The organism is Streptomyces sp. SCUT-3 (assembly GCF_014083985.1).
GTDB classification, from domain to species: Bacteria; Actinomycetota; Actinomycetes; order Streptomycetales; family Streptomycetaceae; genus Streptomyces_H; species Streptomyces_H thermolineatus.
On record NZ_CP046907.1, the window covers coordinates 4,102,527 to 4,127,423 of the forward strand.

The 24,897-nt window shown below is 75.3% G+C and carries 19 protein-coding genes; 7 read left to right on the plus strand and 12 right to left on the minus strand.

The annotated features are described in order from the left end of the window. Nucleotides 1-98: 98 nt before the first annotated feature. The 6 genes from GQS52_RS18185 to GQS52_RS18210 all read left to right on the plus strand — a co-directional run bounded on the left by GQS52_RS18185 (nucleotide 99) and on the right by GQS52_RS18210 (nucleotide 9,510). Nucleotides 99-2,009, plus strand: a complete 1,911-nt coding sequence (locus GQS52_RS18185) for a dynamin family protein (protein ID WP_259371145.1) — start codon at nucleotides 99-101, stop codon at nucleotides 2,007-2,009. 773 nt (nucleotides 2,010-2,782) lie between these two features. Beyond that, nucleotides 2,783-4,378, plus strand: coding sequence for a GTPase (locus tag GQS52_RS18190; RefSeq protein WP_346268251.1), 1,596 nt, complete (start codon nucleotides 2,783-2,785; stop codon nucleotides 4,376-4,378). Between the two features lie 644 nt (nucleotides 4,379-5,022). Then, complete coding sequence (locus GQS52_RS18195; protein ID WP_182314428.1) at nucleotides 5,023-6,426, plus strand: Cys-Gln thioester bond-forming surface protein; 1,404 nt, start codon at nucleotides 5,023-5,025, stop codon at nucleotides 6,424-6,426. A gap of 233 nt (nucleotides 6,427-6,659) precedes the next feature. After that, nucleotides 6,660-8,324: an energy-dependent translational throttle protein EttA gene (ettA, locus tag GQS52_RS18200; protein WP_182314429.1), complete on the plus strand. Its 1,665-nt coding sequence runs from the start codon at nucleotides 6,660-6,662 to the stop codon at nucleotides 8,322-8,324. Nucleotides 8,325-8,326: 2 nt separating this feature from the next. Continuing rightward, nucleotides 8,327-8,755, plus strand: a complete 429-nt coding sequence (locus GQS52_RS18205) for a thioesterase family protein (RefSeq protein ID WP_182314430.1) — start codon at nucleotides 8,327-8,329, stop codon at nucleotides 8,753-8,755. Then, nucleotides 8,752-9,510 (plus strand): hypothetical protein, encoded by a 759-nt coding sequence (locus GQS52_RS18210; protein WP_182314431.1) that lies wholly within the window; start codon nucleotides 8,752-8,754, stop codon nucleotides 9,508-9,510. The genes GQS52_RS18205 and GQS52_RS18210 overlap by 4 nt, the downstream gene beginning before the upstream one ends. Before the next feature lie 143 nt (nucleotides 9,511-9,653). Here the strand turns inward: GQS52_RS18210 and GQS52_RS18215 are convergent, their stop codons facing one another. The 12 genes from GQS52_RS18215 to GQS52_RS18270 form a co-directional block, all read right to left on the minus strand. Continuing rightward, complete coding sequence (locus tag GQS52_RS18215; RefSeq protein ID WP_182314432.1) at nucleotides 9,654-10,262, minus strand: Pycsar system effector family protein; 609 nt, start codon at nucleotides 10,260-10,262, stop codon at nucleotides 9,654-9,656. A gap of 5 nt (nucleotides 10,263-10,267) precedes the next feature. Then, the gene (locus GQS52_RS18220) at nucleotides 10,268-11,695 is read right to left on the minus strand and encodes a hypothetical protein (RefSeq protein ID WP_182314433.1); all 1,428 of its coding nucleotides are present in this window, start codon (nucleotides 11,693-11,695) and stop codon (nucleotides 10,268-10,270) included. Next, on the minus strand, nucleotides 11,692-14,031 hold the full coding sequence (locus GQS52_RS18225; protein WP_182314434.1) for a hypothetical protein: 2,340 nt from the start codon (nucleotides 14,029-14,031) through the stop codon (nucleotides 11,692-11,694). Before GQS52_RS18225 ends, GQS52_RS18220 begins: the two co-directional genes overlap by 4 nt. Before the next feature lie 5 nt (nucleotides 14,032-14,036). Continuing rightward, nucleotides 14,037-14,840 (minus strand): hypothetical protein, encoded by an 804-nt coding sequence (locus GQS52_RS18230; protein WP_182314435.1) that lies wholly within the window; start codon nucleotides 14,838-14,840, stop codon nucleotides 14,037-14,039. A gap of 24 nt (nucleotides 14,841-14,864) precedes the next feature. Beyond that, entirely contained in the window at nucleotides 14,865-15,662 is a 798-nt protein-coding gene (locus tag GQS52_RS18235) for a Crp/Fnr family transcriptional regulator (RefSeq protein WP_182314436.1), read from the minus strand. A 168-nt stretch (nucleotides 15,663-15,830) separates the two neighbouring features. Next, on the minus strand, nucleotides 15,831-16,241 hold the full coding sequence (locus GQS52_RS18240; protein WP_182314437.1) for a globin: 411 nt from the start codon (nucleotides 16,239-16,241) through the stop codon (nucleotides 15,831-15,833). Nucleotides 16,242-16,347: 106 nt separating this feature from the next. Next, nucleotides 16,348-17,352, minus strand: coding sequence for an FHA domain-containing protein (locus tag GQS52_RS18245; RefSeq protein ID WP_182314438.1), 1,005 nt, complete (start codon nucleotides 17,350-17,352; stop codon nucleotides 16,348-16,350). Nucleotides 17,353-17,581: 229 nt separating this feature from the next. Beyond that, on the minus strand, nucleotides 17,582-18,391 hold the full coding sequence (locus tag GQS52_RS18250) for a PP2C family serine/threonine-protein phosphatase (protein WP_182314439.1): 810 nt from the start codon (nucleotides 18,389-18,391) through the stop codon (nucleotides 17,582-17,584). 478 nt (nucleotides 18,392-18,869) lie between these two features. Next, nucleotides 18,870-20,168, minus strand: a complete 1,299-nt coding sequence (locus tag GQS52_RS18255; protein ID WP_182314440.1) for a hypothetical protein — start codon at nucleotides 20,166-20,168, stop codon at nucleotides 18,870-18,872. A 247-nt stretch (nucleotides 20,169-20,415) separates the two neighbouring features. Next, nucleotides 20,416-21,429 carry a BadF/BadG/BcrA/BcrD ATPase family protein gene (locus GQS52_RS18260; protein WP_182314441.1) on the minus strand — a complete coding sequence of 338 codons (1,014 nt, stop codon included), beginning with the start codon at nucleotides 21,427-21,429 and terminating at the stop codon, nucleotides 20,416-20,418. Between the two features lie 71 nt (nucleotides 21,430-21,500). Then, on the minus strand, nucleotides 21,501-22,799 hold the full coding sequence (locus tag GQS52_RS18265; protein WP_182314442.1) for a 6-phospho-beta-glucosidase: 1,299 nt from the start codon (nucleotides 22,797-22,799) through the stop codon (nucleotides 21,501-21,503). 121 nt (nucleotides 22,800-22,920) lie between these two features. Further along, nucleotides 22,921-23,964, minus strand: coding sequence for a mechanosensitive ion channel family protein (locus tag GQS52_RS18270; RefSeq protein ID WP_259371146.1), 1,044 nt, complete (start codon nucleotides 23,962-23,964; stop codon nucleotides 22,921-22,923). A gap of 298 nt (nucleotides 23,965-24,262) precedes the next feature. Between GQS52_RS18270 and GQS52_RS18275 the strand changes: the two genes are divergently transcribed. Beyond that, nucleotides 24,263-24,799 (plus strand): HNH endonuclease, encoded by a 537-nt coding sequence (locus tag GQS52_RS18275; RefSeq protein ID WP_182314444.1) that lies wholly within the window; start codon nucleotides 24,263-24,265, stop codon nucleotides 24,797-24,799. Nucleotides 24,800-24,897 lie beyond the last annotated feature (98 nt).

Genomic DNA, 24,897 nt, shown 5'->3' on the forward strand with positions numbered 1-24,897 from the left:
GACGGGGGCACTGCGCCGCGCGGGTCGAATGCCGGGGGAACGGAGCACGGAAGCTTCAATATCACCTCAAAGTAGGTCATCCTTCGCGTGTGGTGATCATGGAAGCCCGACCCGAGCTGCTCGATGCGCTCTCTGCGCTCCGCGAACGCGTCGACGCCGCGCGCTTCCCGCTGCCGGTGTCCGGTGCGGCCCGCGCCCGCCGTACCCGCCAGGAGCTGCTGGCGCAACTCGACGACCATCTCGTGCCCCGTCTGGAACGGCCGGAGGCGCCACTGCTCGCTGTCGTAGCCGGTTCCACCGGTGCCGGCAAGTCGACCCTCGTCAATTCCCTGGTCGGCGGTCACGTCACCGAGCCCGGCGTGCTGCGGCCGACGACGCGCACCCCCGTCCTCGTCTGCCATCCCTACGACCGCGAGTGGTTCGGCCCGCGCCGCATCCTGCCCGGCCTCACCCGCGTCCCGGTCGACCGTGACCGGGACCGCGGCCGGGACCGAGACCGAGACCGTGACGGGGGGAGCGGTCGGAGGCGCGAGGGAGGGGGCAGCCCGCTGCACGGGCGCGGGCCAAGGACGGAGGGCGCGCCGGGAAGAGGTGGAGGAGAGGACGGCGGGGCCGTACTGCGCCTGGCCACGTCCGAGGCGCTCTCGCCCGGACTCGCCCTGCTCGACGCGCCGGACCTGGACTCGGTGGCGGCCCCTGTCCGCGACCTCGGGGCCGAGCTGCTGTGCGCGGCCGACATCTGGATCCTGGTCACCACCGCCTCCCGCTACGCGGACGCCGTGCACTGGAACGTCCTGCGGGCCGCCAAGGAGTACGACGCAGTGGTGGCCACGGTCCTGGACCGGGTGCCCCACCCGGTGGCCGACGAGGTCTCCCGCCACTACACCGCCCTGCTCGCCAGGGCCGGTCTCGGCCGGGTCCCGTGCTTCACCGTCCCCGAGCTTCCGGAGTCCACCGGCGGCGGCGGGCTGCTGCCCTCGAGTGCGGTGGCGGGCCTGCGCGACTGGCTGTGCCTGAGGGCCGGGGACCCGCGGACGCGGGGCGCGGACGCGGAACGCACCGTCTCTGGTGCGCTGGACTCCCTGCGCAGCCGTGTCCCGGGGCTCGCCTCTGCCTCGGCGGCCCAGCACGCCGCGGCCCGCAGGCTGGCCCGCCGCGTGGAGGAGGCCCGCGAGGAGGCACGGGAGCGCATCGCGCGGGCACTGGACGAAGGGGTGCTGCTGGCCGGCGAGGCACTGGTCCGCAGCCGCGCCTACCCGGACGGTGCGGCCGAGTTGGAGGAGGCGCTCGCCGACGGCCTCGGCGCCCTGCTGCGCGCCGAGATCGACGCCGCGCAGGAGCGGGTGGCCGCGGCCTGGCGCCGTGACGGCGCGGGCCGGGCCCTCGCCGCGGTCCGCCTCGGACTGCCGGAGCGGGAGGAGACCCGCCGCAGGGTCGACGAGGCCGTCCGGCAGTGGCGGGACATCGTCTCCGAGGCGGCCCGGCAGGCGCGGGAGGAGCGGCGGAGGCAGATGGCCGAGGGCCGGAGGGGCGTGTGGCGGAAGGGCCTGCGGGCGGCGGAGGCCCGTGTGGCGGGGGCCCGTTCGGCAGGCACCCGTACGGCGACCGGAGCGGAGGGGCGGGAACCCACTGCGGCTCTGCTGGCCGTCGAGGTACTGGCGGGCAGGGGGCTGCCGTCGGACCTGCGGGCGGGGCGGCCGGCGGCTGGGCGGCCGTCGGCGGAGGGTCCGGCGGCGGAGGGGCCGGCGGCGGAGGGTCCGGCGGCGGTTGCTGCACGGGCGGGGGAGCCCGCGGGCGGCGAGTGCGGGTGCGGCCGGCGGGAGGACTGCCCGCCCGTTGTCGGCCCGCAGTTGCGGCAGCGGGTGCGCGCGGCCCTGGACGGGGTCGTTGACGCCCTGCTCGGGGCCGAGGCCGCCGACGCCGTCGCGGGGCTCCGCTCGCTGGACGTGACGCCCCGCCAGCAGACGGCGCTGGTCGCCGCACTGTCCGTTCTGCAGAGGGAGAGGTGACCGAGGTGTACCGGAACACGCGGCAGGCGGAATGCGCCGGGCCGACGGAATGCGCCGGGCGGACGGAACGGGCGGGGGCGGGGGTGTGGGCCGGGCCGTGGTCCGTCCCCGGCCCGGCGTCGCCGGAGGCGTGGGAGAGGCATCCCGGTGCGGTGCCCGGGACGGAGCACGGCGCCGCACCGGACGCGGCCCCGCCCGGGCGCGAGGCGGCCTCACCGGACCCTGACGAGCAGGTCGGGCCGGAGGAGCAGGGCGGGCGGGGCGAGCCGGGCGGGGCGGAGGAGCGGAGTGAACGGGGAGTGCCGGGCGAGGTGGTCCGGACCCAGGTCGGGCCGCCCCGGCCCGGCGGGTCCCGCAGCGGCCCGTCCTCCGCGGGGCGGCCCGCCCGCCGTCCGCAGCACAGCCCCGCCCGGGAGGATCCGGACGGGTTTCCCGGCGGGGGAGCGGACGGTGACCCCGAAGCGGTGCCGGCCCCGCCGAACGGGCGCTCCGGCCGGGGGACGGCGTCCGCCGCGGCCCCGCACAGGACCCCGGACGCCGGTCCGGAGCCGGGGCCGTACACGGAAACCGGGCCGTACACGGAAACCGGGGCGGGGACGGAGGCCGGGGCGGAGACGGACGCGTTCCCGGGACCGCTCTCCGGGCCGTACCGGGAGACCGGGCCGCGTCCGGAGGACGGGACCGCGGGAGTGCGGCCGGACGCCGGTGCGGACGCCGGTCCGGCCGCCCGGGCGGAGGCGCTGGGGGAGCTGCTCGGGCTCTCGCGGAGCCGTGTGGACGCGAGTGTGCTGGCCGGTGCGGGCGACCTGCTCGACCGGATCTCCGAACGCAGCAGGTACTCCCTCGACCACACCGTCGTGGCGATCGCCGGAGCCACCGGCAGCGGTAAGTCCTCGCTCTTCAACGCGCTCGCCGGGGCGGAGCTCTCCCCGGCCGGGGTCCGCCGCCCCACGACGGCCTCCCCCCTGTCCTGCGCGTGGGTCCCGGGGGGAGCCGCACCGCTGCTCGACCGCCTCGGCGTCCCCGCCGCCGACCGCCGAGACCGCCGCGACCGCCGCGCGGACTGCGACGGCCCTGCCGGGGAGGCGTGTCCTGCGGAGGACGGGGCCCTCGCGGGACTCGTCCTGCTGGACCTGCCCGACCACGACTCGGCGGTGGGGACCCACCGGCGGGAGGTGGAGCGGATGCTGCGCCTGGTCGACGCGGTCGTGTGGGTGGTGGATCCGGAGAAGTACGCGGACGCCGTGCTCCACGACCGCTACCTGCGTCCCCTGGCGTGCCACGCGGACGTGACGGTGGTCGTGCTGAACCAGGTGGACCGGTTGCCGTCGGACACCGTCGAGCAGGTCCTGGACGACCTGCGGGGCTTGCTGGACGAGGACGGGATCGCCGTGGGCGAGCACGGCGAGCCGGGTGCCGTGGTGGTGGCGGCCTCCGCCGTCACGGGCCAGGGCGTCGGCGAACTGCGCGAGGTGCTGGTGCGTACGGTCGCCGAAGGCCGGGCCGCCCGTCGGCGGCTCGCGGCGGACCTCGACCGCGTGGTCGAGGAGCTGCGGCCGTTCTACGTCGGCAGTGGCAGGGCCGGGCTCACGGAGGAGGCCCGCGAGGAGTTCTGCGACCGGCTGGCGGACGCGGTCGGTGCGACGGCGGAGGGCCGTGCGGCCGAACGCGAGTGGGCGCGGCGGGCCGCCGAGGCGTGCGCCACCCCGTACGGGAGGTGGTGGCGGGACCGCCGGGCAGGACGGGACCGCCGGACGGAAGGGCCTCGGCGACCGGAGCACGGGCCGCTGGACCACGGGCAGCCGGAGGACGGGCAACTGGAGCACGGGCAGCCGGAGGGCGGCGGCGCCGAGCCGTCCGGGGGGCGTGTCGTCGCAGCGCGTCCGGTGGTCGAGGAGGCGGTGCGCACCGTGGCACGCGAGGCGGCCGCGGGCCTGCCCGACCCGTGGGCGCGGGCGGTGCGCGGTGCCGCGCTGCGCGGCGGTGTCCGGCTGCCCGGGGAGTTGGAGGAGGCGGCGCTGCGGGCGGGGACGGGGATCAGTGCGGGGCCGGGCTGGTGGCGGGCCGTGGGCCTGGTGCAGTGGGTGCTCCTCGGGCTTGCCGTGCTGGGGGCGGTGGGTCCGGTGGTGCTGCCCTGGTGGGTGGCGGTTCCGGTGGCGGTCGGTGCGCCGGCGGCGGGGTTCGTCCTCGCCCGTGCCTGCCGGTCGGCGGCCCGGGGCCCGGCTCGCCGGTTCGGGCAGGAGGCGGAGCGGCGGCGGCGTGCGGCGGCGGCGGAGTGCGGCCGTTCGGCGGTGCTCGAGCCGATCGCGGCGGAGCTGCTGCGCTACCGCGAGGTGCGGGAGCGCTACGGGATCGCGGCCGGCGCCTGAATGGGGGTTCCTCCTGCGCACGGCCGCGATTCCGCGGCAGGGGGAGAGGGGAGAGGCAGCGGGGAAGAGGCGGCAGGGAAGAAAGGGTCGGGCTGTCGGGGTGGTGATCCGGTTGTCCGGAACCGGCCTGACCGGAAGCGGAAAGGAAGCGGATCGGGGGCGGGCGGTGCCGGTTGCCGGAGCGTTGCGGAATCCCTTGCCGGACCGGTTGACGAGGAGTTTCCGGGTATTTCGGCGGCGTTCCGGAACGGGATTCGCCGCGACGGCCCGGTTGCGTGTTTATGAACGGTGCCCCGGCGGAAGGGTATGGCCAGGACGAGGTTGAACCTCGTACGAAAGAGGGTCAGATGGTGCCGGTAGCAGGGGTGTTGTGGCTACTGAGCCGGTTCGTCCGGGGAATCACCCTTGGTGCTTGTTTCGGGCACGTTGTGACTCTGGTGACTTGTCGATAATTCCCTTCCGGGGGGCCACCCCGGGTAACGATTCCGGTTCGGATTGGTTATCGTGTGGGCTTCCTGGTTGCCGTGAAGCGGCTGCTTCCTAGGATTCTCCCGAAAGCGCGGGGGATTCGGAGTTTGCAGGCAAGGCGTGCGCCCCCCCAATTTTTGCCATCGTGGCGCAGCCCTGCCCGGAGGGGAAAACTTATGTTCCGTGTACGGAGGCGTGCCGCTGCACGTCTGTCCGCCGCGATGCTGGTCACCAGCCTCGCCGTCGCCGGTTCCGTCGCCACGGCCGGCTCGGCCGCGGCCGAGGACGGCCAGAACCCGTCCAGCGGTGCGACTGCGAAGCTCAACGGTCTCAAGATCGCCGACGACGCCAAGCTCGAGGGCAAGCCCGTCAAGGCCGGCCTGTTCGAGATGGCCGTGGACAACGGCGGCACGCTGCAGAGCTACTGCATCGACGCCCACACCCCCACGGTGAAGGACGCCCGCTACCAGGAGGTGGCGTGGGACCAGTCCTCGCTGCACAACAACGCTGACGCGGGCAAGATCCACTGGATCCTGAAGAACTCGTACCCGCAGGTCAACGACCTCGGCGCGCTGGCCGAGGCCGCCGGTGCCGGGAGCCTCACCGAGAAGCAGGCCGCAGCCGGCACCCAGGTCGCGATCTGGCGCTTCTCCGACCACCTGAAGGCCGAGGCGGTCAACGAGGACGCCGAGAAGCTCGCCGACTACCTCGAGAGCAAGGCGCAGGACATCGCCGAGCCGGCGACCTCGCTGTCGCTGAGCACGGCCGCCGTCTCCGGCAAGGCCGGCGAGAAGCTGGGCCCGATCACGGTCAGCACCAACGCCGGCAGCGCCACCGTCGCCACGGCCGCCGAGGGCGTCAAGGTCGTCGACGGCTCCGGCAACCCGGTGACCTCCGCGGTCAACGGCACCGAGCTGTTCTTCGACGTCCCCGAGGACGCCCCGGCCGGCACCGCCTCCCTGACGGTCAAGGCCACCACCAAGCTCTCGGTCGGCCGCGCCTTCACCGGCATCGGCGTCAAGACCCAGACCCAGATCCTGGCCGGCTCCTCCGACAGCACCGTCGAGGCCACCGCCACCGCCACCTGGGGCGAGAAGGAGCACACCGGCCCGGTCCTGGCCGCGGAGTCGGTGAAGAACTGCGCCAAGGGCGGCGTGGACGTCAAGGTCACCAACAGCGGCGACCAGCCGGGCGAGTTCACCGTCGGCGGCGAGAAGCACACCGTCGAGGCCGGCAAGGACGTCACCGTCACCGTCCCGGTGAAGGAGGACGCCGAGTACACCATCGAGGTCACCGGCCCGAACGGCTTCACCGAGACCTTCACCGGCATCCTCGACTGCGAGACCGCGGGTGAGGAGACCACCGGCGGCAGCACCGGCGCCACCACCGGCGGCGAGAGCCCCGAGCCCTCCTCCGCGCCGAGCCCGGCCTCGGCCGGCGGTTCCGACGCCACCACCGGCGGCGACCTGGCCGAGACCGGCGGCAGCAGTGCCACCCCGGTGATCGCCGGCATCGCCGTGGCCCTCGTGGTCGTCGGCGGCGCCACGGTCTTCCTGATCCGCAAGCGCAAGTCCGCCTGACCCCTCGGGCACGCCCGACCCCTCGGGCACGCTCGATCCCCGGGCGCGCCCGACCCCTCGGGCACGCCCTGACATCTCGGGCACACCCCGGCCGGGCCCGGCCGGTCGTCGGCGACACCGCCGAACGACCGACCGGGCCCGGCCGCGTTGTGGACGGCATGTGACCCGGGGCGGGCCGGTACGGCAAGATGGGGGTATCCAGACATCCCCCCTTGAACGCCGGACGGTTTCCTTTGGCTGAGTTCATCTACACCATGCGCAAGGCGCGTAAGGCGCACGGCGACAAGGTGATCCTCGACGACGTGACGACGAGCTTCCTCCCGGGAGCCAAGATCGGCGTCGTCGGTCCGAACGGCGCCGGCAAGTCGACCATCCTCAAGATCATGGCGGGGCTGGAGCAGCCGTCCAACGGTGACGCCTTCCTCACGCCCGGCTACACCGTCGGCATGCTCCAGCAGGAGCCGCCGCTGGACGAGTCCAAGACCGTGCTGGAGAACGTCCAGGACGGCGTGGGCCCGATCAAGGCGAAGCTGGACCGCTTCAACGAGATCGCCGAGCAGATGGCGACCGACTACTCCGACGCGCTGCTCGAGGAGATGGGCAAGCTCCAGGAGGAGCTCGACCACGCCAACGCCTGGGACCTCGACGCCCAGCTCGAGCAGGCCATGGACGCCCTGGGCTGCCCGCCCGGCGACTGGCCGGTCACCAACCTCTCCGGTGGTGAGCGCCGCCGCGTCGCGCTGTGCAAGCTGCTCCTCGAGGCCCCCGACCTGCTCCTCCTCGACGAGCCCACCAACCACCTGGACGCCGAGTCCGTCCAGTGGCTGGAGCAGCACCTGGAGAAGTACGCCGGCACCGTCGTCGCCGTCACCCACGACCGGTACTTCCTGGACCACGTCGCCCAGTGGATCTGCGAGGTCGACCGCGGCCGCCTCTACCCGTACGAGGGCAACTACTCCACCTACCTGGAGACCAAGCAGTCCCGCCTGAAGGTGGAGGGCCAGAAGGACGCCAAGCGCGCCAAGCGGCTCAAGGAAGAGCTGGAGTGGGTCCGCTCCAACGCCAAGGGCCGCCAGGCCAAGTCCAAGGCGCGCCTCGCCCGCTACGAGGAGATGGCCGCCGAGGCGGACAAGGTCCGCAAGCTGGACTTCGAGGAGATCCAGATCCCGCCGGGCCCGCGCCTGGGCAACGTCGTCGTCGAGGTCGAGCACCTGTCCAAGGCGTTCGGCGACAAGGTCCTCATCGACGACCTGTCCTTCACCCTGCCGCGCAACGGCATCGTCGGCGTGATCGGCCCCAACGGCGCCGGCAAGACCACCCTGTTCAAGATGATCCAGGGCCTGGAGAAGCCGGACTCGGGCACGATCAAGGTCGGCGAGACCGTCAAGATCTCCTACGTCGACCAGACCCGCGCCAACATCGACCCCAAGAAGACGCTGTGGGCCGTCGTCTCCGACGAGCTGGACTACATCAACGTCGGCCAGGTCGAGATGCCCTCGCGGGCGTACGTGTCCGCGTTCGGCTTCAAGGGCCCGGACCAGCAGAAGCCGGCCGGGGTGCTCTCCGGCGGCGAGCGCAACCGCCTCAACCTGGCGCTCACCCTCAAGCAGGGCGGCAACCTGCTGCTCCTCGACGAGCCGACCAACGACCTCGACGTCGAGACCCTGTCCTCGCTCGAGAACGCGCTGCTGGAGTTCCCCGGCTGCGCCGTGGTCGTCTCCCACGACCGCTGGTTCCTCGACCGCGTCGCCACGCACATCCTGGCGTACGAGGGCGACAGCAAGTGGTTCTGGTTCGAGGGCAACTTCGAGTCCTACGAGAAGAACAAGATCGAGCGGCTCGGCGCCGACGCGGCCCGCCCGCACCGCGCCACCTACAAGAAGCTGACGCGGGGCTGACCGTGGCGAGGCACATCTACCGCTGCCCGATGCGCTGGTCGGACATGGACGCCTACGGGCACGTCAACAACGTGGTCTTCCTCCGCTACCTGGAGGAGGCGCGGATCGACTTCATGTTCCGGCTGGCGCCCGGTGACGGGGACGAGTCGTTCTCCGGCGGGTCCGTCGTGGCCCACCACGAGATCGACTACCTGCGGCCGCTGGTGCACCGGCACGAGCCGGTCACCGTCGAGACCTGGGTCACCGGGATCGGCGCGGCGAAGCTGACACTCGCGTACGAGGTCAAGGACGAGGACACCGTCTACGTCCGGGCCTCGACCGTCATGGTGCCGTTCGACTTCGCCGCGAACCGGCCGCGCAGGATCACCCCCGTCGAGCGGGAGTTCCTGGAGGAGTACATGGACGAGGAGCGGGAGGCCGCCGCCGCATGACGGCACCCCGCCTCCGGCTCGCAGCGGCCGGGGAGGCGGCGGGCCTCGCCGCCTTCCTGGCCCGCCTGCTGCACTTCGACAAGGCGGCAGTGGTCCGCCTGAGGGCGGGCGGCGAGGCACTCGCCCTGTTCGGCAACCCGCCCTTCGGCGGCGTCCTCGCCGTCCGCACCGCCCGCCTGGCGCAGGCCGCCGACCTCGACGTGACGGTCTCCGCCGGGCAGCTGCTCGACGGGACCGACGAGGAGGACGGCACGCTGGCCGTCCCGTCCGGCGTCACCGGCCCCCCGTGGACCGGCCTGCTGCCGCCGCGCGGCGGCTGGAGCAGGACCGCCGAGTTCGACGCGGACGACGCCCGCCGGGTGGTCGCCGCAGCCGTCGCCGAGTTCCGCGCCCGCAGCGAGGCGCTCGACCCGGACCGGCGCACCCGCGCCGGACTGGACGCCCTCGCCGACGAGATCTGGTCCCGCTCCCCGGGCGGCACCGGGCTGCCGCTGCGCGCCCTGCACGCGGCCCACGCGCTCGGCTTCCTGCGCCCCACGCACGCCACGTCCGCAACCGGGGCCGCAGCCACGTCCGCAGCCGGGATCGCTGCCGGCAGCACGGGCGGGGGAGAAGGCGCGGAGGGCGCCGCAGGCCCGGCCGAGGAGCTGGTACTCCTGGCCGCCGGACCCTGGCTGATGCTGCGGACCCCCTACGGTGCCGTCGCCGTCCGCCGCGCCGGACCCGCGTCCGGCCTGAGCGTCACCCCCGCCTGAAGGGCACCACCTGCCCGAAGGCCACCCCGCCCGAGCGGCATCCCGCCCGGGGGGACCGACACCGGGACGCCCCGGTCCGGATCGCCCGGGCCGGGGCGTCCCGTTTTTGGGCCCGGTCCCGAGCCCCCGTCGGCGCGGCCGCGTCAACCGAGGAGTGCCGCCGTCGGCGCGAGCAGGGTGGCCGCGGCGAAGCACAGCACACCGGTGTGGACGCAGCGGTGCTTCACGACCGCGATGCGGCTGGTGACGGTCAGGACCGCCATCAGCGACGGGAGCGGATCGGCGGCCGCCTCCCGCAGCGCCTCCCGCAGGGCGGCGCCGCCCCCGGTGCGCCGCACGTCGCCGAAGTAGGACAGCGGCATGCCGGGCCGCCAAGGGCTCCGCACGTTGCGCGGCACCACGGCGGCCAGCAGCAGGACCAGCGCCGCGGCCCAGCCCGCGCACCCCACCCACCACAGGACCCGGGAGGGGGCCGACAACTGCCCCGGCCACCACTGCTGCCCGGCCAGGACGCCGATCAGCGCACCGCCGACCGCGCTGACCATGCCCAGCAGGACGGAAGCCTTGGCGTCCGCCCTGCTGATCTCCTCCCGGGTCTCGGTGAGGAGCCGCCGGGCCAGCTCTACCTCCGGCCCGTGCGACGTGCGGGAGAGCCCGGCCGCGGGGGCGGAGCCGCTCCCGGCCCCGCCCTCCGGGGCGGGGTGGGGGACGGACGCGGAGGGGGAGGGCGAGGCGGAGGGTGAGGCGGTCACCCGGATCACCGGTCCCGGTACGGAGAGCCGGGCTGCGGACCCGGGGGCGGCGGGGGAGGCGGGGGCGGCGGTGCGCCCCAGCCGTGGCCGGGCGCGTACGGCGGCCCTTCCGGGGGCGGGGGAGCGGGCCAGGCCGGAGCGGGCGGCTGTCCCGGCTGCTGTTGCGGCTGTTGTGGCGGCTGCTGCCCGGACGGTTCGGATCGTCCGGGCTGCCCGGGCGGTTCTGGCTGCTGCCGGACTTCCTGCTGCCCCTGCTGCTCCGGCGGCCCCTGCTTTTCCTGCTGCGCCTGCGGGGCCTCCGGATCGTCCGCCCGATGGGGCGGGGGCGGCGGGACCGCGGCCGGGGCCGGGGAGGGGAGGGCTCCGGCCGCCGGGCCGGTGAACAGCATCCGCAGCCACTGCGCCGCGTCGCGCACCGACTGCTCCAGGTGGTGGGGTTCGACGTGGTTGTCCTGGATCAGCCGGTTCACCGTCTCCACCTGGAACTGCAGCTGCCGCTGCTCGGCCTCGTGGAGGCCGGCGAGCAGGCCGATCCTCTCCTGCGGGGACGCCTGCGCCATCTGCAGGGCGACCCGTTCCAGGACACCGCCGCGCAGCTGCTCGACCAGGAACTGCGTCCGGTCCATGAGGAGTTCCTGCTCCTGCTGCTGCTTGAGCCGGGTCAGTTCGAAGTCGTCCCGGGTGTCCTGGATCCGGTACTGGCGGCGCCGCTTGTTGCGCAGGTACTCCGCCGCCTCCGCGTCCGGTGCCAGCCGTGCCGTGCACCAGGTGCGCAGCCCCAGCTGCTCGCCGGGCGGACGTTCGGCCAGGGCCCGGTTGACGGCGGCCTCCGCCTGCGGGCTCTGCCCGATGTCGAACGCCCTGGTGGTGGAGCGGAGCAGGGCGAGGAGGGGCTGCAGGGCGGTGCGCACGTCGCGCAGCGACTCCTGCACCACCTTCCCGGGGTCGGCGACCTGCCACGTCACGTCGATCTCGGTGTCGAAGTGGAAGGTCTCGCCCTCGCTCGGCAGCTGCAGCCGGAACGCCATCTGGTGGCGGCCGGTCGTCACCTCGTAGTAGAGGCGGTAGGTGCGCCACAGGGGCTCGCCCCCCTGCCGGTTGGCCACCGGGCCGGAGACCACCAGCCGGCCGCTCTGGTCGACGAGGACCAGGGTGGTGTCCGCAGCGGCCGACGGCTTGCGGATCAGCAGGTCCAGCCGGCGCAGTTCGAACGGCCCGGCGACGGGGTCGTTGACGACCACGGGCGTGTTCTCGCGGCCGTGCAGGCCCTGGTGGCTCGAGGTCCCCTGTGCCCAGTCCCGGCGTCCGACGGACGGCTGCCGCGCCCCCTGCTGCCAGCGGCCGCCCTGCTCCCAGTAGCTCCAGCCCTCGGGCCGGGGAGCGGGCTGTTCCCAGATGCCGTTCCACTGCTCGTTGTGCGGTCCCTGGTTCATCGGTTGTTCTCCGCTCCTCTGCTCTTGCCGTACCACAGGGCCTGTCGCAGTTCGCGGACGGCGGCAGGCGGATCGTCCGGACTGCCCGTCGCGTGCCGCAGCAGGTGGTCCAGGCGGTCCCGGTCGTTGACGTCCTGCACCAGCGCCGGCAGCAGGCCGGTCATCGCCGAGCGCAGCTGCGGGTCGTCCTCGGTGCCGCGGATCCACTCCTGGAGGACCTCCCCGGCCCGCCGGCCGTGGCCGCGGTCCCGCAGCACGGCGCGCCACAGCCCCTGCACCAGCCGGCCGGCGCCCCCGGCGCCCCCGGGGTCTCCAGTGCCCCCGAGGTCCCCGGCGCTCCCGGTGCGGCTGCCCTCCGCCTCCTGGAGGCGCAGCAACAGCGGCCACGGACCGGTGTCCTCGCCGCCCCGGTCCCACTCCACGGCCATGGCGGTGAAGGCCTCGGCGGCGGTCCGGCGCAGGTGAGGGTCCGTGCCGCGCAGCCACTCGTCCAGCTCGGCCAGGACCTCCGCGGCGGCCCCGCTGCGGACGAGGGAGGCCAGGGCGTCCACCACGGCGGAGCGGAGCCCGTCGTCGTCCGAACGCGCGGTCGCGCGCAGGTTCCGCAGGGCCCGGGCGGCGTGGTCGACGCCGAGGGTCGCCCAGGCGCGGGCCGCCGTCCACCGGCGTGCGACGGACCCCTCGGCGGCCGGGTCGCTCCACCGGCGCAGCAGTTCCAGCACGACCCGCTGCCGGCCCTCCTGCGCCGCGACGTGCAGGGCCCAGGCGGCGGACTGCCGCAGCCGCAGGCTGCGCCCGCCGGACCAGGGCCGGACGAGTTCCCCGACCACGCCGGGGAAGTCGACGGCGGCGAGCACGCCGGTGGCGATCGCGGCGCGCACCCGCGGCAGCACGGAGTCGGCGCGGGAGAGGCCGTTCAGCCACTCCAGCAGCGCGGGCCGGGCCGCCGGGTGCTCCAGCCAGAGCCCGGTGAGCACGGAGTCGGCCATGAGGACGCTCTCGAACCGCACCGAGGTGCCGGGCAGGAGACCGAACTCCGTCTCCTCCAGGCCGTTCTCCTCCACGGCGCGGGCCCAGGCCAGGAGGTCCGGCTTGCTCCTGCCGAAGACCGGCAGCCCCGCGCCGCCCTCGGGCGACTCCGAGGCGGTGAGGAGGCGGCACAGCTCGTCGCCGTGGGCGTGGACCTGCGGGTAGGGGGTCCGGTCGAAGACCGCGAGGGAGACGAGGAACGCCTTGTCGCGCAGGCCCCTGGCGGGGTCGGCGAGCGCCTCGGCGGCACGGGCCGCGACGACCGCGTGGTTGTGGCCGGCGAGCTCCCCGGCGGTGACGAGTCCGCGGTGGTGGGCCGCCAGGATCCCGGCGAACTCGCCGATCTGCTCCATGGAGGGCCGGCCGGCGATGAACTCCGCGGTCTGCTCCAGGCCGGCCAGGGACCGCACCGTGCGGTCGTCCGCCTCCCGGCCCAGGGCGCGGCGCAGGTGGCCGGCCAGCACGTCGGCCGGCTCGGGGGGCTGCCAGAACACCGGCCGGGCTCCGGCCGGGACGGCGCCCGCGTCCGCCGTGACGATCAGCCAGCAGCCGGTCTCGGCCAGCCGGCCGCGCAGGATGTTCAGCCGGTGCGCGCCGAGCGCGCCGCGCCCGCGGAGCCTGCCCGGGAGGCCGCCCCCGGCGCCCTCCCCGGCCCCGTCGGCCCCGTCGGCCCCGTCGGTCGCGTCGTGGAGCAGGTAGGCGCTGTTCCGGGCGCCGTCGGTGGCGATGTCGTCGAACCCGGTGCCTGTGTCGAGGAGGAAGACCGCGCCGTCCGGGCCCGATACCTGGTGCAGGAGCTGCTGGGCCGCCGTGTACCGGCCGGAGCCGGGGCGGCCGGTGAGCACCAGTACGCGTTCCTCCCGCAGGCGTTCCAGGGCCTCGCGGTGGTCGGGGCCCGGCACGTAGAGGGCGGAGACGGCCTCCAGGGCCGACCGGTCGAGGCGGCCGGGACGGACGCGGGGTGCGGTCGGGGAGTGGTAGATGTGCGTGTGCTTGTCGCCGCCGACGACGTCGCCGCCCGCGCCGGCCCCGTCCACGCGGTTGCCGCCGATGTCGACCCTGCCGCCGCCGTGGCGGAAGAGCGCCTCGGGGTTCTCGACCGGTGCCTCGGCGGGCGCCGCCGCGCCGGCCGGGTTCTCCCCGGCCCGGTCCGGGTCGGCCCCGCCCGCGTCGGCCCTGCCCTCACCGGCCCGTTCCGCGCCCTGCCGTTCCGCGCCCGCCCGTTCCGCCTCGGGCCTGCCCGGGGCGGGGCGGCCCGCCGGGGGCTGCGCGGCCGGGGGCGGGGGCGCGACGCCTGGCTGCTGCACGGCTCTCATCCCCGTCCGTAGTGGTGGTGGGTGGTCGTGGTCCTGTCGCCGCCGACGACGTCGCCGCCCGCGCCGGCCCCGTTCACCCAGTTGCCGCCGACGGTGTGCGGGACCTCCGGCCGCGGGGTCTCCGGGGCGCCCGGGGTCCCCGGGGCGCCCGGGGTCCCGGCCGGCACGGCCTGCGGACCCTGCGGGTCCCGGCCGCCGCCGGTCCGGGCCGTCCCGGGGGCGTCGCCGAGGACGCCGGAGGGGTCGTGCACCCATGCGGTCAGCGGGCCCTCCTTCGCGGCCACCGAGACCTGTCGGAAGGCCGCGGGGTCGATGCCGCGGTGGCCGTGCCGCACGACCCCGTCGTGCACCGCGGCGGACACGCACACCGCCGCGGCGGACGGCGAGCCGGCCAGCACGGCGCGCAGCTCCGCCCCGTCCAGCAGGCGGAACGCGGCGTCCAGGTCCCGGCCGAGCGCACCGTGCTCGTCGAGGGTGACCTCGCCGCCGTGCAGCACCGTCCGCAGCCGCACCCGTGCCCCCGGGCTCGCCACGCGGTTGCGGTCGGCCAGGTCCTCGGGCAGCGAGTGCAGCAGGGCGTGCAGGAGCCGGGGCTTGGAGACCGACGGGTCGACCAGCAGGAACACCCCGTCGCCCCGGTCCTCGGTGCGGTACCGGGTGCGCTCGGCGCCGGCCGAGGAGAGGGCGGCGTGCACGACCTCGTACAGGGTGCGCCGCACGACCCGCTTCTCCACGTCGTCACGGAGTCCCGACCCCTCGATGTCGAAGAGGAGGATCGTCCGGTACACGGGCTCGTTCACGAAGACTCCCGGGGTTGCCGGTGTTCAACGGAATTGGTCGGGGGTGCCGCTCCCGCCGCGCGCCCCCGGCGTGCCGTCCATGGTGCTGCGCCGCGCACCGGCGGACGATGACGGACGACGCACTGCGTCTGTGACCGATTGCACGGAACTCGCCGTCTGCCGCAGCACCTCGGGCCGGGTGACGACGATGCGCCTGCGCATGGTGAGGATCGCGCCCCGTTTGCGCAGCTTCTCCAGTGCGCGGGCGACCGCCTCGCGGGAGGCGCCGACGCAGCCCGCCAGTTCGCGCTGCGACAGGGGCACCCGCAGGGCGATGCCCTCGGGGGTCTCCTGCCCGTGCTGCTCGGCCAGGTCGAGCAGCAGCCGGGCGAGGCGCTCGTCCACCCTGTGCGCGGCGGACTCCAGGCGCTTGCGGTCGCCGGTGCGCAGCCGGTCCGCGAGCAGGCCCAGGAGCACGACGGCCACCTTGGGCCTGGTCTCCAGGTGCGCGACGAAGTCCTCCGAGCGGACGGTGACCACCCGGACCGGGCCCAGGGTGGTCACCCGGGCGGAGCGGGGCCGGCCGTCGATCGCGGCCAGTTCGCCGACCACGTCGCCGGGCCCGCGCAGAGCCAGCAGCGCCTCGTGCCCGTTGGCGGAGGTCGCGGTCACCTTGAGCCAGCCGTCGAGGACGAGCAGGACGTGCCGGGACGGCTCGCCCTCGTGGAGGACGACGGTGTCGTCGGGCAGCGGCTGGGGGACGCCGAGCGCCAGCAGTTCCTGCCGGGCGGCGGGTTCCAGGCGGGCCAGGAAGGGCACGCGGTCGCCCAGCGCGGAAGACAATGCCGAACCCCCGTCCCCGCCGCGACACGGAACAACATGACGGTCAGTCAGAAAATCCGTCGATGCGAATGGTAGGGCGGGCGGGACGGGGAAGGCGGAGTGTTTTCGGAACCGGCGACTTCGGGATCGTTCCCGATCGTTTGCCGATCGGTTGTGGTCGCCGGAGGGTTACTGCTGGTCCTCGGCATTGATCATGAAGTTGGCGGCGTGGAGCATGTAGTCCCACAGCTGCCGCTCGTACCGCTCCTCCAGGCCGAGCTCGTCGACCGCCGTCCGCATGTGCCGCAGCCAGGCGTCGTGCGCGGCCCGGTCCACCCGGAACGGCGCGTGGCGCATGCGCAGCCGGGGGTGGCCGCGCAGCTCGCCGTAGGTGCGGGGGCCGCCCCAGTACTGCATCAGGAACAGTGCGAGCCGCTCCTCGGCCGGCCCGAGGTCCTCCTCCGGGTACATCGGACGCAGCAGGGGATCCTCGGAAACCCCCTGGTAGAAACGGTGCACCAGGCGACGGAAGGTCTCCTCCCCGCCCACCGCGTCGAAGAACGTCTGCTGCTCGAGCGTGTCGCGCCGGATCTCAGTCACCCCCCCATCGTCGCAGACGTGCCCGCCCCCGCCGGAAGCCCCGCGACGGCCCCGCCCGACGGGCCCGTGCGGCGGGGCGGGCGGCGGGGCGGGCGGCGGGGCGGGGTCAGGAGCGGCGCAGGGTGATGGTGGTCCAGGCGCCGACGTGCACGCGGTCCCCCTCCCGGAGCGGGACGGGCACGAACGGCTCGACGGACCGCTCCGAGCCGTTGACCGTCGTGCCGTTGGTCGACTGCCGGTCGACGAGCGACCAGGTGCCGTCCGACTGGCGGACGAGGACGGCGTGCCGGTGCGAGACCCCGGGGTCCTCGAAGGCCCCCGACAGGTCGATGCCCGGGACCTCGCCCGTCGCGTTCCGCCTGCGGCCGACGGTGACCTCGCCGCCGGCGAGCGGGACGTGCCGCTCGGGCGCGTGGGAGGGGAAGCGCAGGCCGCGCGCGTCCGGGCCGCTGCGGGCCAGCATGGCCTCGAAGTACCCGCGGTCGGCCGCCACCACCGCGGTCCAGCCGGTCTCCCACCCGCTGCCGGACGGGGCCCTGCCGCCGGCGGGCGGGGAGAGCAGGAAGTCCCCGTCGTCCTCGTGTCCGCCCTGGTCACCGGGGGTGTTCCGGGCCTCGTGCCCGCCGCGGCCGACGAGCCCGTCGTCCTCGCCGACGCGGTCGGCCGCGCGGCTCCAGCCGCCCTCGCCGTACGTCTCCGGGCTGTCGTCGTCCTCGACGGCGCCGGGGGCCTCCGGCGGCAGCGGCCCGGGGCCGGGGACCGGCCCGGACGCGGGGACCGGCGGGGGAGCGGGAGGTGCGTACTCGGGCGGCGCGGTGGGCGGCACCGCGAGCCGGGCGAACCCGCCGGTGAACCCGTTGACGGCCGGACCGGGGGTCGGAGCAGGGGGCTGCGCCGGGACCGGAGCAGGGTGTGCCGCCGGTTCCTGGGCCGGGGCCGGGAAAGGCATCCGGGTCGGGGCCGGGAACGGCACCTGGGCCGGAACCTGGGGAGCCTCCCGGGGCATGGGCGGGAAGGGCGGCGGCGCCACCGGTCCCTCGACGGTGCGGTGACCGCACACCTCGCAGCGGTCGCCGTCGTCCGAACGGTGGCCGTACGGGCAGGTCGGCATCGTGGAACCCCTCAGTCGTCGTCCCGAAGCTCCGTCCGGACGCGCTGCGTTCCCGCCCCCGCGGCCCCCGGCCGCGCCCGGGTGCCCGTCCCGCCCGCCTCGGCTGCTCTCGCCTTCAGCCGAACAGTATCGGCGTACGCGGCGGCGCCCGTCCACGGCCCCGTCCACGACCCCGGGCGCGGCTGCGGACAGCGGTCGAGGAGCGGGGGCGGTCAGGGCGCGGGGGCGGTCAGGGGATCGAGGGGGGCCGCACCGGCTGAGGGGGAAAGGCCATCACGGCGACGGTGATGTTGTCGTGCCCGCCTCCCTCCAGGGCGAAGTCCAGCAGGGTCCGGGCGCAGTCCAGAGGCCTGGTGCGGGCGTCGGGCGGCAGTACCGAGGCCAGGGCGGCCGCGGACTCGGCGTAGTTCCACAGCCCGTCGGTGCACACGACCACCACGCCGGGCTCCTCGGGGCGGAAGGAGACGGTGTGCGGGTCGACCTCCAGGGCGTCCGCCCCCAGCCAGCCGGTGATGGCGTGGGCCCGCTCGTCGGCGTACGCCTCGTCCCGGGACATCAGTCCGACGGCGACCATGCGCTCGGCCCAGGAGTCGTCCTCGGTGAGCCGCTCGGCCTTCGAGGTCCGGTCGTCCGGCACCCAGTAGGCCCGGCTGTCGCCGACCCAGCTGACGGTCACGATGCCGCCCGTGCACAGCGCGGCGACGTAGGTGCAGGCCGGCGCGTTGTGGTCGGGGCTGGGCCCGTCGACCAGACCGGCGACGGCCTCGCCCGCGGCCAGCACGGCGTCGTGCATGGCCTGCCTGCCGTCCCCGCCCGCCTCCAGCGCGGCGAGGACGGACGCCTTGCCGCGGGCTGCGGCCGCCGCGGACGCCTCGTCGGGGCGGGTCGCCGAGGACACGCCGTCGCAGACCACCGCCACCACCGCGGTGCCGTCCGGTTCCGGCAGCGCCGTCACGGCGATGTCGAACGCGTCCTCGTTGCGGTGGTGGCGAAGCCCGCGGTCGCTGACCGCCGCCACGCCATCCAACTCGCGCTCCATGTCGTCCCTTTCGCGCGGCTGGGCAGGTCCGCGGTGTTCGCAGTGTTCGTACGGTGTCCATCCCCCCGATCCCGTCGGCCACACATGGCGGCGGGCGGGAGGGGGAGCCTTTGTCGTTGCCGCCGGAGCCGGAGCCGGAGCCGGAGCCGGAGCCGCAGCCGCAGCCGCAGCCGCGGGTGGTGCGGGCCTGCGGCGGCGCTTCCGGCCCTTCCCGGCCGTTCCCGGCTGCTCTGCCCTCCCGGCCGCTCCGGCTGCCCCCGCTTTCCGCGGCCGGAGTTGCGGGCCGGCCGTCCCGGCTCGTCCCGCTCCCCGCCGGTGCCGGTCCACGGGCCTTGCCGGGCACGGTGGTTCGGCTGTGTGCAGAGGGGAGGACGGCGGCGGCACGCTGGCACTGTACGCCCCGGGCGCGGCGCGGTCCGGGATGCGGGTGGCGAGCAGCCCGGGTGTCGCGGCCGGGCCCGACGGCTCCGCGCCTTCCTCACCGCCGTGCCCCGTCGCGCGGGCCGGCGTCCTTCCGGAATCCGGCCCGCGGGCCCGCGGGCCCGCCCCGGTCGGCGGGGAGGAGTTCCGCGGCCGCCTGCCGGTAGCGCCGCACCGCGCGTTCCGCCGCGCGCAGGTCGCACGGGGCGCTCCACAGCAACCGCCTCGCCCGGTCGTGGTGTTCCACCAGTTCGGGGTCCCCGTCGTACCCGAACCGGTTCACCCTCGCGCGGCAGGAGTCCAACTCGCCGCGCAACCGCGCACGCACCGCCAGCGGTTCGGTGACCGCGGCCAACGACTCGCGGGCACGCACCAGTTCGGCGTCCGCCTCCTCCTCCAGCCGGTCCAGCACGGGGGACAGCCGGTGCCACTGCCCGTCCCTGCGGTACTCGGAAGCGGTCACCAGCTGCCGGTGGAGGGCGGCCGGTGCGCCGGTGACCGCGGGCACCTCGACGGCGGCGATTCCCGCCAGTACCTCGCCGCGGGCGGCGCGCGCCTCGTTCAGCGTGCGGTCGGCCCGGGAGAGCACGTCACGCACCCGCAGCAGCCGCTGGTCGGCGTCCTCGCGGACGTGCATCACGGTCTCGACCTCGCGGCGGATCTCCTCCAGGCGCCGCTCCGCCCGGCCGTAGCCGCCGACGGCCACCCTGCCCCCGCCCGACGGCAGCGGGCGCCAGAAGCGCAGCGGGTCCCGCAACGCCTCGCCCCGCATGCGGGCCAGCTCGTCGGCGAGTTCGTCCAGGCCGTCGGCCGCAGGGTGCCCGCCGGGGTGCATCCCGAGCGCGTGCGCGAGGGACCGCACGCGCCGCAGCTCGGCCGTGAGCAGGTCGATCCGTGCGGGCAGGGACGACCAGACGGCCTCCGCGGCGGTGACGACGGCCATGGCGCGGGCGTACTGCTCGTTCATCCGCTCGGCCAGCACCTCCAGGCCGGTGCACTCGGCCGTGCGTCCCGGGCCGCCGGGAACCGTAACGCCCGACCCGCGCAGCAGCTCGGTCAGTTCGGCCAGTTCCTCCCGCGACGGGCGGCTCCGGCGGCCGCGCACCTCACGGGCCCGGGCGAGCGCCGCGTCCCACGCTTCGAAGTGCGCCCACAGCCCCGACACCGCCTCCCCGGCCGCGGCCCAGCGCTCCTCGGTGACGCCGCTCAGGTCGGCGCCCTCCAGCAGCCTGCGGCCGGAGTGGTCCTGCAGCGCCGACAGCGCGGACTCGACGGAGTCGCGCTCCGCCCCGAGACGCGCGAGCGCGCGGTCCACCTCCTCCCGGCTCATCACCGGACCGGCCGGATCCACCGCCATGGCACTCCTCTCCGTCGCGCGCCCGCACCTGCGGCCACGGCGGACGGTCGCAGGGACTCCGCTGCTCCTGCTGCTCCTGCCGCTCCCGCGGTTTCCGGCCGAGGACCGCTCGTCGCTTCCCCTCCACGGGTTGTCCATGCCGCAGTCGCGGTAATCCTCCCGGGCCGCATCCGTCCGCCGCGACCGTTGCCCCCGGCGTGTCCGGCCCCGTGCCGCACCCGGGCCCCGTGCCGCGCCCGGACCCCTGTCAATCCCGGTCCGTGTCCCGCCCGCCGGCCGCCCCGCCGGGCAGGGCGGCCCGCAGGCGGGCCTGCGCCTGCGGCGGGCAGACCCCGCCGGTGACGAGGTCCAGGCCCAGCAGGGCCGCCCCGATCACCGGGGGGCCGGTGAACAGCCTCGGGACCGCCCGCGGCGCCCGTGCCCGCAGCAGCTCCCGGACGGCCTCCGTCAGCAGCGGCCGGCGGGCGGCGAGCACACCGCCGCCGAGCACCACGACGGTCTCCTCCGCCAGCAGCCCCAGCCGTTCCAGGGCGACCGCCGCGAGCGCCACGACCTCCTCCGCCTGACGGCGCACCAGCCGCACCGCCACCGGGTCGCCCTCCTCCGCGGCCGCGAACAGCACCGGGACCAGTTCGTGGCGGCGGGAGGACGGCACCGAGCCGAGGTGGAGCGCCTCGATCAGCGCGCCCATGTCCGGCAGGCCGAAGTGCGCGGGCAGGGCCCGTGCCAGGGAGGTCGGTCCGCCCCGCCCGTCCCAGGCGCGGGCGGCCCACCACACGGCCTCCTCCGCGAGGAAGGCGCCGCCGCCCCAGTCGCCGGAGATCCGGCCGACCGCCGGGAACCGCGCGGTGCGGCCGTCGGCCCGCATCCCGGCGCAGTTGATCCCCGCCCCGCAGACCACCGCCACGCCCTGCGGCCCGTCGGCGCCCGCCCGCAGCAGCGCGAAGACGTCGTTGGCGACCCGGGTGCGCACGCCCCATCCGTGCCGCCGGAACTCCGCCTCCAGGGCCTGTTCCTCCACCGGCAGGTCGGCGTTGGCCAGGCAGGCCGAGACCTGTTCGACCAGCGGCCGGCCGTCCCCCGGTGCGAGTCCGGCGGCCGCGGCCGCCGCGGCGACCAGGGGCGCCAGGCCGTCCACGGCGGCCGCCGCGCCCGTCACCGGCGGCTGGAAGCCGCCGCCGCGGGCGGTGCCGAGGACGGTGCCGTCCGGGCCGACGAGCGCCACGTCGGTCTTGCTGTTGCCCGCGTCGAAGGCCAGCACGCCGCCCGGGACCACAGGGCCGGCCGGGGATCCCGCGGCCGAGGGCCCCGCGGCCGGGGGTTCCGGCACGCTCACGCCCACGCCAGGTGGTCCCGGTTGTGGGCGATCAGACGGTCGGTCAGCTTCTCGGCGTACTCGAACTGTCCGACCAGGGGGTGGGCGAGCAGCGCGTCGAAGACGCGGTCCCGGCCGCCGTGCAGCGCGGCCTCCAGGGCCAGGTGCTCGTAGGCGGTGACGGCCGAGACCAGCCCCGCGTACAGCGGTTCCAGCGGGGCGACGGGCAGCGGCACCGCACCGGAGGGGCCCACCGCGGCCGGCACCTCCACCACCGCGTCGTCGGGGAGGAACGGCAGGGTGCCGTTGTTGAAGGTGTTGACCACCTGGACGTTGCGCACCGCCCCGGCGCCGCCCGGCCCCTCCAGCACGCCCGGCCCGTCCGCGCGGCCCAGTAGGGCGGCGGTCAGTGCGACGGCCGCCTCCGAGTAGTGGGCGCCGCCGCGTGTCCCGAGCAGTTCGGGTTTCTCGTCCAGTGCCGGGTCGGCGTACATCTCCAGCAGTCGTCGCTCCGTCGCCGCCACCTCGGACGCGCGCGACGGCCCGGTGCGCAACTGCCGCACGACCTCGTCGTGGGCGTAGAAGTAGCGCAGGTAGTAGGAGGGGACGACGCCGAGGCGGGCGATCACCGGGAGGGGCATGTGCAGCAGCCCGGCGATCCGTTCGCCGTGCTCGGCCAGCAGGCGGGGGAGGACCTCCTGCCCGTCGACGCGCACCCCGCGCTCCCAGGTGAGGTGGTTCAGCCCGACGTGGTCGAGCTCGACCTGCTCGGGCCGGACCCCCAGCATCGCCGCGAACCTGTACTGGAACCCGACGGCGACGTTGCACAGCCCCACGGCCCGGTGCCCGGCGGTCAGCAGGGCGCGGGTGACGATGCCCACGGGGTTGGTGAAGTCGACGATCCACGCGTCCGGGTTGGCCCGGCGCACCCGTTCGGCGATCCCCAGCACCACCGGGACCGTGCGGAGCGCCTTGGCCAGGCCGCCGGCGCCGGTGGTCTCCTGGCCGACGCAACCGCACTCCAGCGGCCAGGTCTCGTCGTTCTCGCGGGCGGCCTGGCCGCCGACGCGCAGCTGCAGCAGCACCGCGTCCGCCCCGTCGACGGCCGCCTCCAGGTCGCCGGTGGTGGTGATCCGGGCGGGGTGGCCCTGCCGGGCGAGGATCCGCCGGGCCAGGCCGCCGACCGGTCCCAGCCGGTCGGCCGCCGGGTCCATCAGGGCCAGCTCCTCCACCGGGAGGATGTCGCGCAACCGGGCCAAACCGTCGACGAGCTCGGGGGTGTAGGTCGAACCCCCGCCGATCACTGCCAGCTTCACGGTGTCTTCCCCTCGCTCCGGACCCTCCCGAGGCGCCCGTGACTGCCCGGTGCCGCTCGGGACTGCTCAGTACTCCTCAGTACTCCTCAGGAGTGTTCCGGACCGGCGGCCCCGGCGGGGCTCACTTGGACAGACCCGCACCGCCGGCCTGGAGCTGCTGGCCCGGCAGGGGGGAGGCCGCGGCGGACTGGGGGGAGGAGGGGTTGGCCAGGGCGGAGGGCGGCGAGATCCCGGCGGACGGGTCCGCGTCCTCCGCCGCGGGGGCCGCGACGGGCAGCCCGCCGACGATCCTGATGCCGGAGCGGTCCAGGGCCTGCTTGATCCGCAGGCGCAGTTCCCGCTCCACCGCCAGGTTCCGGCCCGGCATCGTCTTGGCACGTACCTGCAGGGTCATGGACTCGGCCGTGACGTCGGACAGCCCCAGCAGTTCGACGGGCTCCCACAGGGCCTCGTTCCACGGCTCCTCCGCGCCCATCTCCTCGGTCGCCCCGGCGACGGCCTTGCGCACCCGGTCCAGGTCCTCGTGGTAGCCGACCCGCACGTCCACCAGGGCGGTCGCCCAGCCCTGGCTGAGGTTCCCGATCCGCTTGACCTCGCCGTTGCGCACGTACCAGATCTCGCCGTTGTCGCCGCGCAGCTTCGTCACCCGCAGGCCGACCTCGACCACCGTGCCGGAGGCCACGCCCGCGTCGACCACGTCGCCGACGCCGTACTGGTCCTCCAGGATCATGAAGACGCCGGAGAGGAAGTCCGTCACCAGGTTCCGTGCGCCGAAACCGATCGCCACGCCCGCGACGCCGGCGCTGGCCAGCAGCGGCGCCAGGTTGATGTTCAGCACCGACAGCACGGTCAGCGCGGCCGTGCCCATGATCACGAACGAGGCGACGCTGCGCAGTACCGAGCCGATGGCCTCGGACCGCTGGCGGCGGCGCTCGGCGTTCACCAGCAGCCCGCCCAGCCTCCCCGGCGCGCTGCCGCCCCGGGCCATCCGGGCGACCAGCTTGGTGATCATGCGGCGGACCAGGGCCCGCAGCACCACGGCCAGGGCGATCACGAACAGGATCCGCAGGCCGCCGGCCAGCCAGTCCTGCCAGTTCTCGTCCACCCATCCGGCGGCGTTGACAGCGGTGGTGTGGGCCTCGTCGACGGTGGTCACACCGGGGATCGGCGAGTCCGCGAGCAGCGGGGCGGTCGTTGTGGACCGGAACACTGGGTTGCCTTCCGTTCGGCCTGGTCCTCCTGAGGACGCTCCGGGACCCATCAACACTAACCGGCCCGAACGGCCCCTCCCGCCGGACTCCGCAGGAGCAAACGCCCGTTCCGCTGGGCAATCAAGGAGTGTGGTCGAAAACACCTCTGGTCCGTTACGTGCTCTTGGTGGCGCCGCCGCCCGGGTTGCCGACACACTGGAGGAGATCGTCCCGGCGCGAGCCACGCGTCGCCGGCGTTACAAGGAGGCACCCGTGCCGCACGTCCTGGTCCTCAACGCGTCGTACGAGCCCCTGGGGGTCGTACCGCTCCGACGCGCTCTCGTCCTCGTGCTCAACGGCAAAGCCGTGTGCCTGGAGGAGTCGGGCGCTTTCATGCACAGCGCCACCCAGGCCGTCCCGGCCCCCAGCGTCGTGAAACTCACCCGGTTCGTGCGGATACCCTTCCGGGGCCCCGTCCCCCTGACCCGGCGGGCCCTGTTCGCCAGGGACGGCGGCCGGTGCGCCTACTGCGGCGGCATCGCGACCAGCGTCGACCACGTGGTCCCGCGAAGCAGGGGAGGGCAGCACTCCTGGGAGAACGTGGTCGCCGCGTGCCGGCGGTGCAACCACGTCAAGGCCGACAAGCACGTCGCCGAGATCGGCTGGCGGCTGCGCCGACAACCCGCGCCGCCGTCCGGGCTGGCCTGGCGGATCATCGGAACGGGGCACCGCGACCCCCGGTGGCTGCCCTACTTGCAACCGTACGGAGCCGAGGAAGCCATGGCCCGGATCGACGGCGTGTCCGCCTGAGACCGGGCCATCGACGTCCCCGGAGCCCGCGCGGCCCCGGGGACGTGCTTTGCCCGGGCCCGTGCCCTGCCCGGGCCCGTTCGTGCCCGGCAGCCGCC

What these genes read in the sequence shown, in the direction of transcription:
- GQS52_RS18210 (WP_182314431.1), top strand. Translation starts at nt 8,752, where the DNA reads ATGACGGCACCCCGCCTCCGGCTCGCAGCGGCCGGGGAGGCGGCGGGC.
- GQS52_RS18220 (WP_182314433.1), bottom strand. Translation starts at nt 11,695, where the DNA reads ATGAACCAGGGACCGCACAACGAGCAGTGGAACGGCATCTGGGAACAG.
- GQS52_RS18250 (WP_182314439.1), bottom strand. Translation starts at nt 18,391, where the DNA reads ATGGAGCGCGAGTTGGATGGCGTGGCGGCGGTCAGCGACCGCGGGCTT.
- GQS52_RS18195 (WP_182314428.1), top strand. Translation starts at nt 5,023, where the DNA reads ATGTTCCGTGTACGGAGGCGTGCCGCTGCACGTCTGTCCGCCGCGATG.
- GQS52_RS18185 (WP_259371145.1), top strand. Translation starts at nt 99, where the DNA reads ATGGAAGCCCGACCCGAGCTGCTCGATGCGCTCTCTGCGCTCCGCGAA.
- GQS52_RS18255 (WP_182314440.1), bottom strand. Translation starts at nt 20,168, where the DNA reads ATGGCGGTGGATCCGGCCGGTCCGGTGATGAGCCGGGAGGAGGTGGAC.
- GQS52_RS18245 (WP_182314438.1), bottom strand. Translation starts at nt 17,352, where the DNA reads ATGCCGACCTGCCCGTACGGCCACCGTTCGGACGACGGCGACCGCTGC.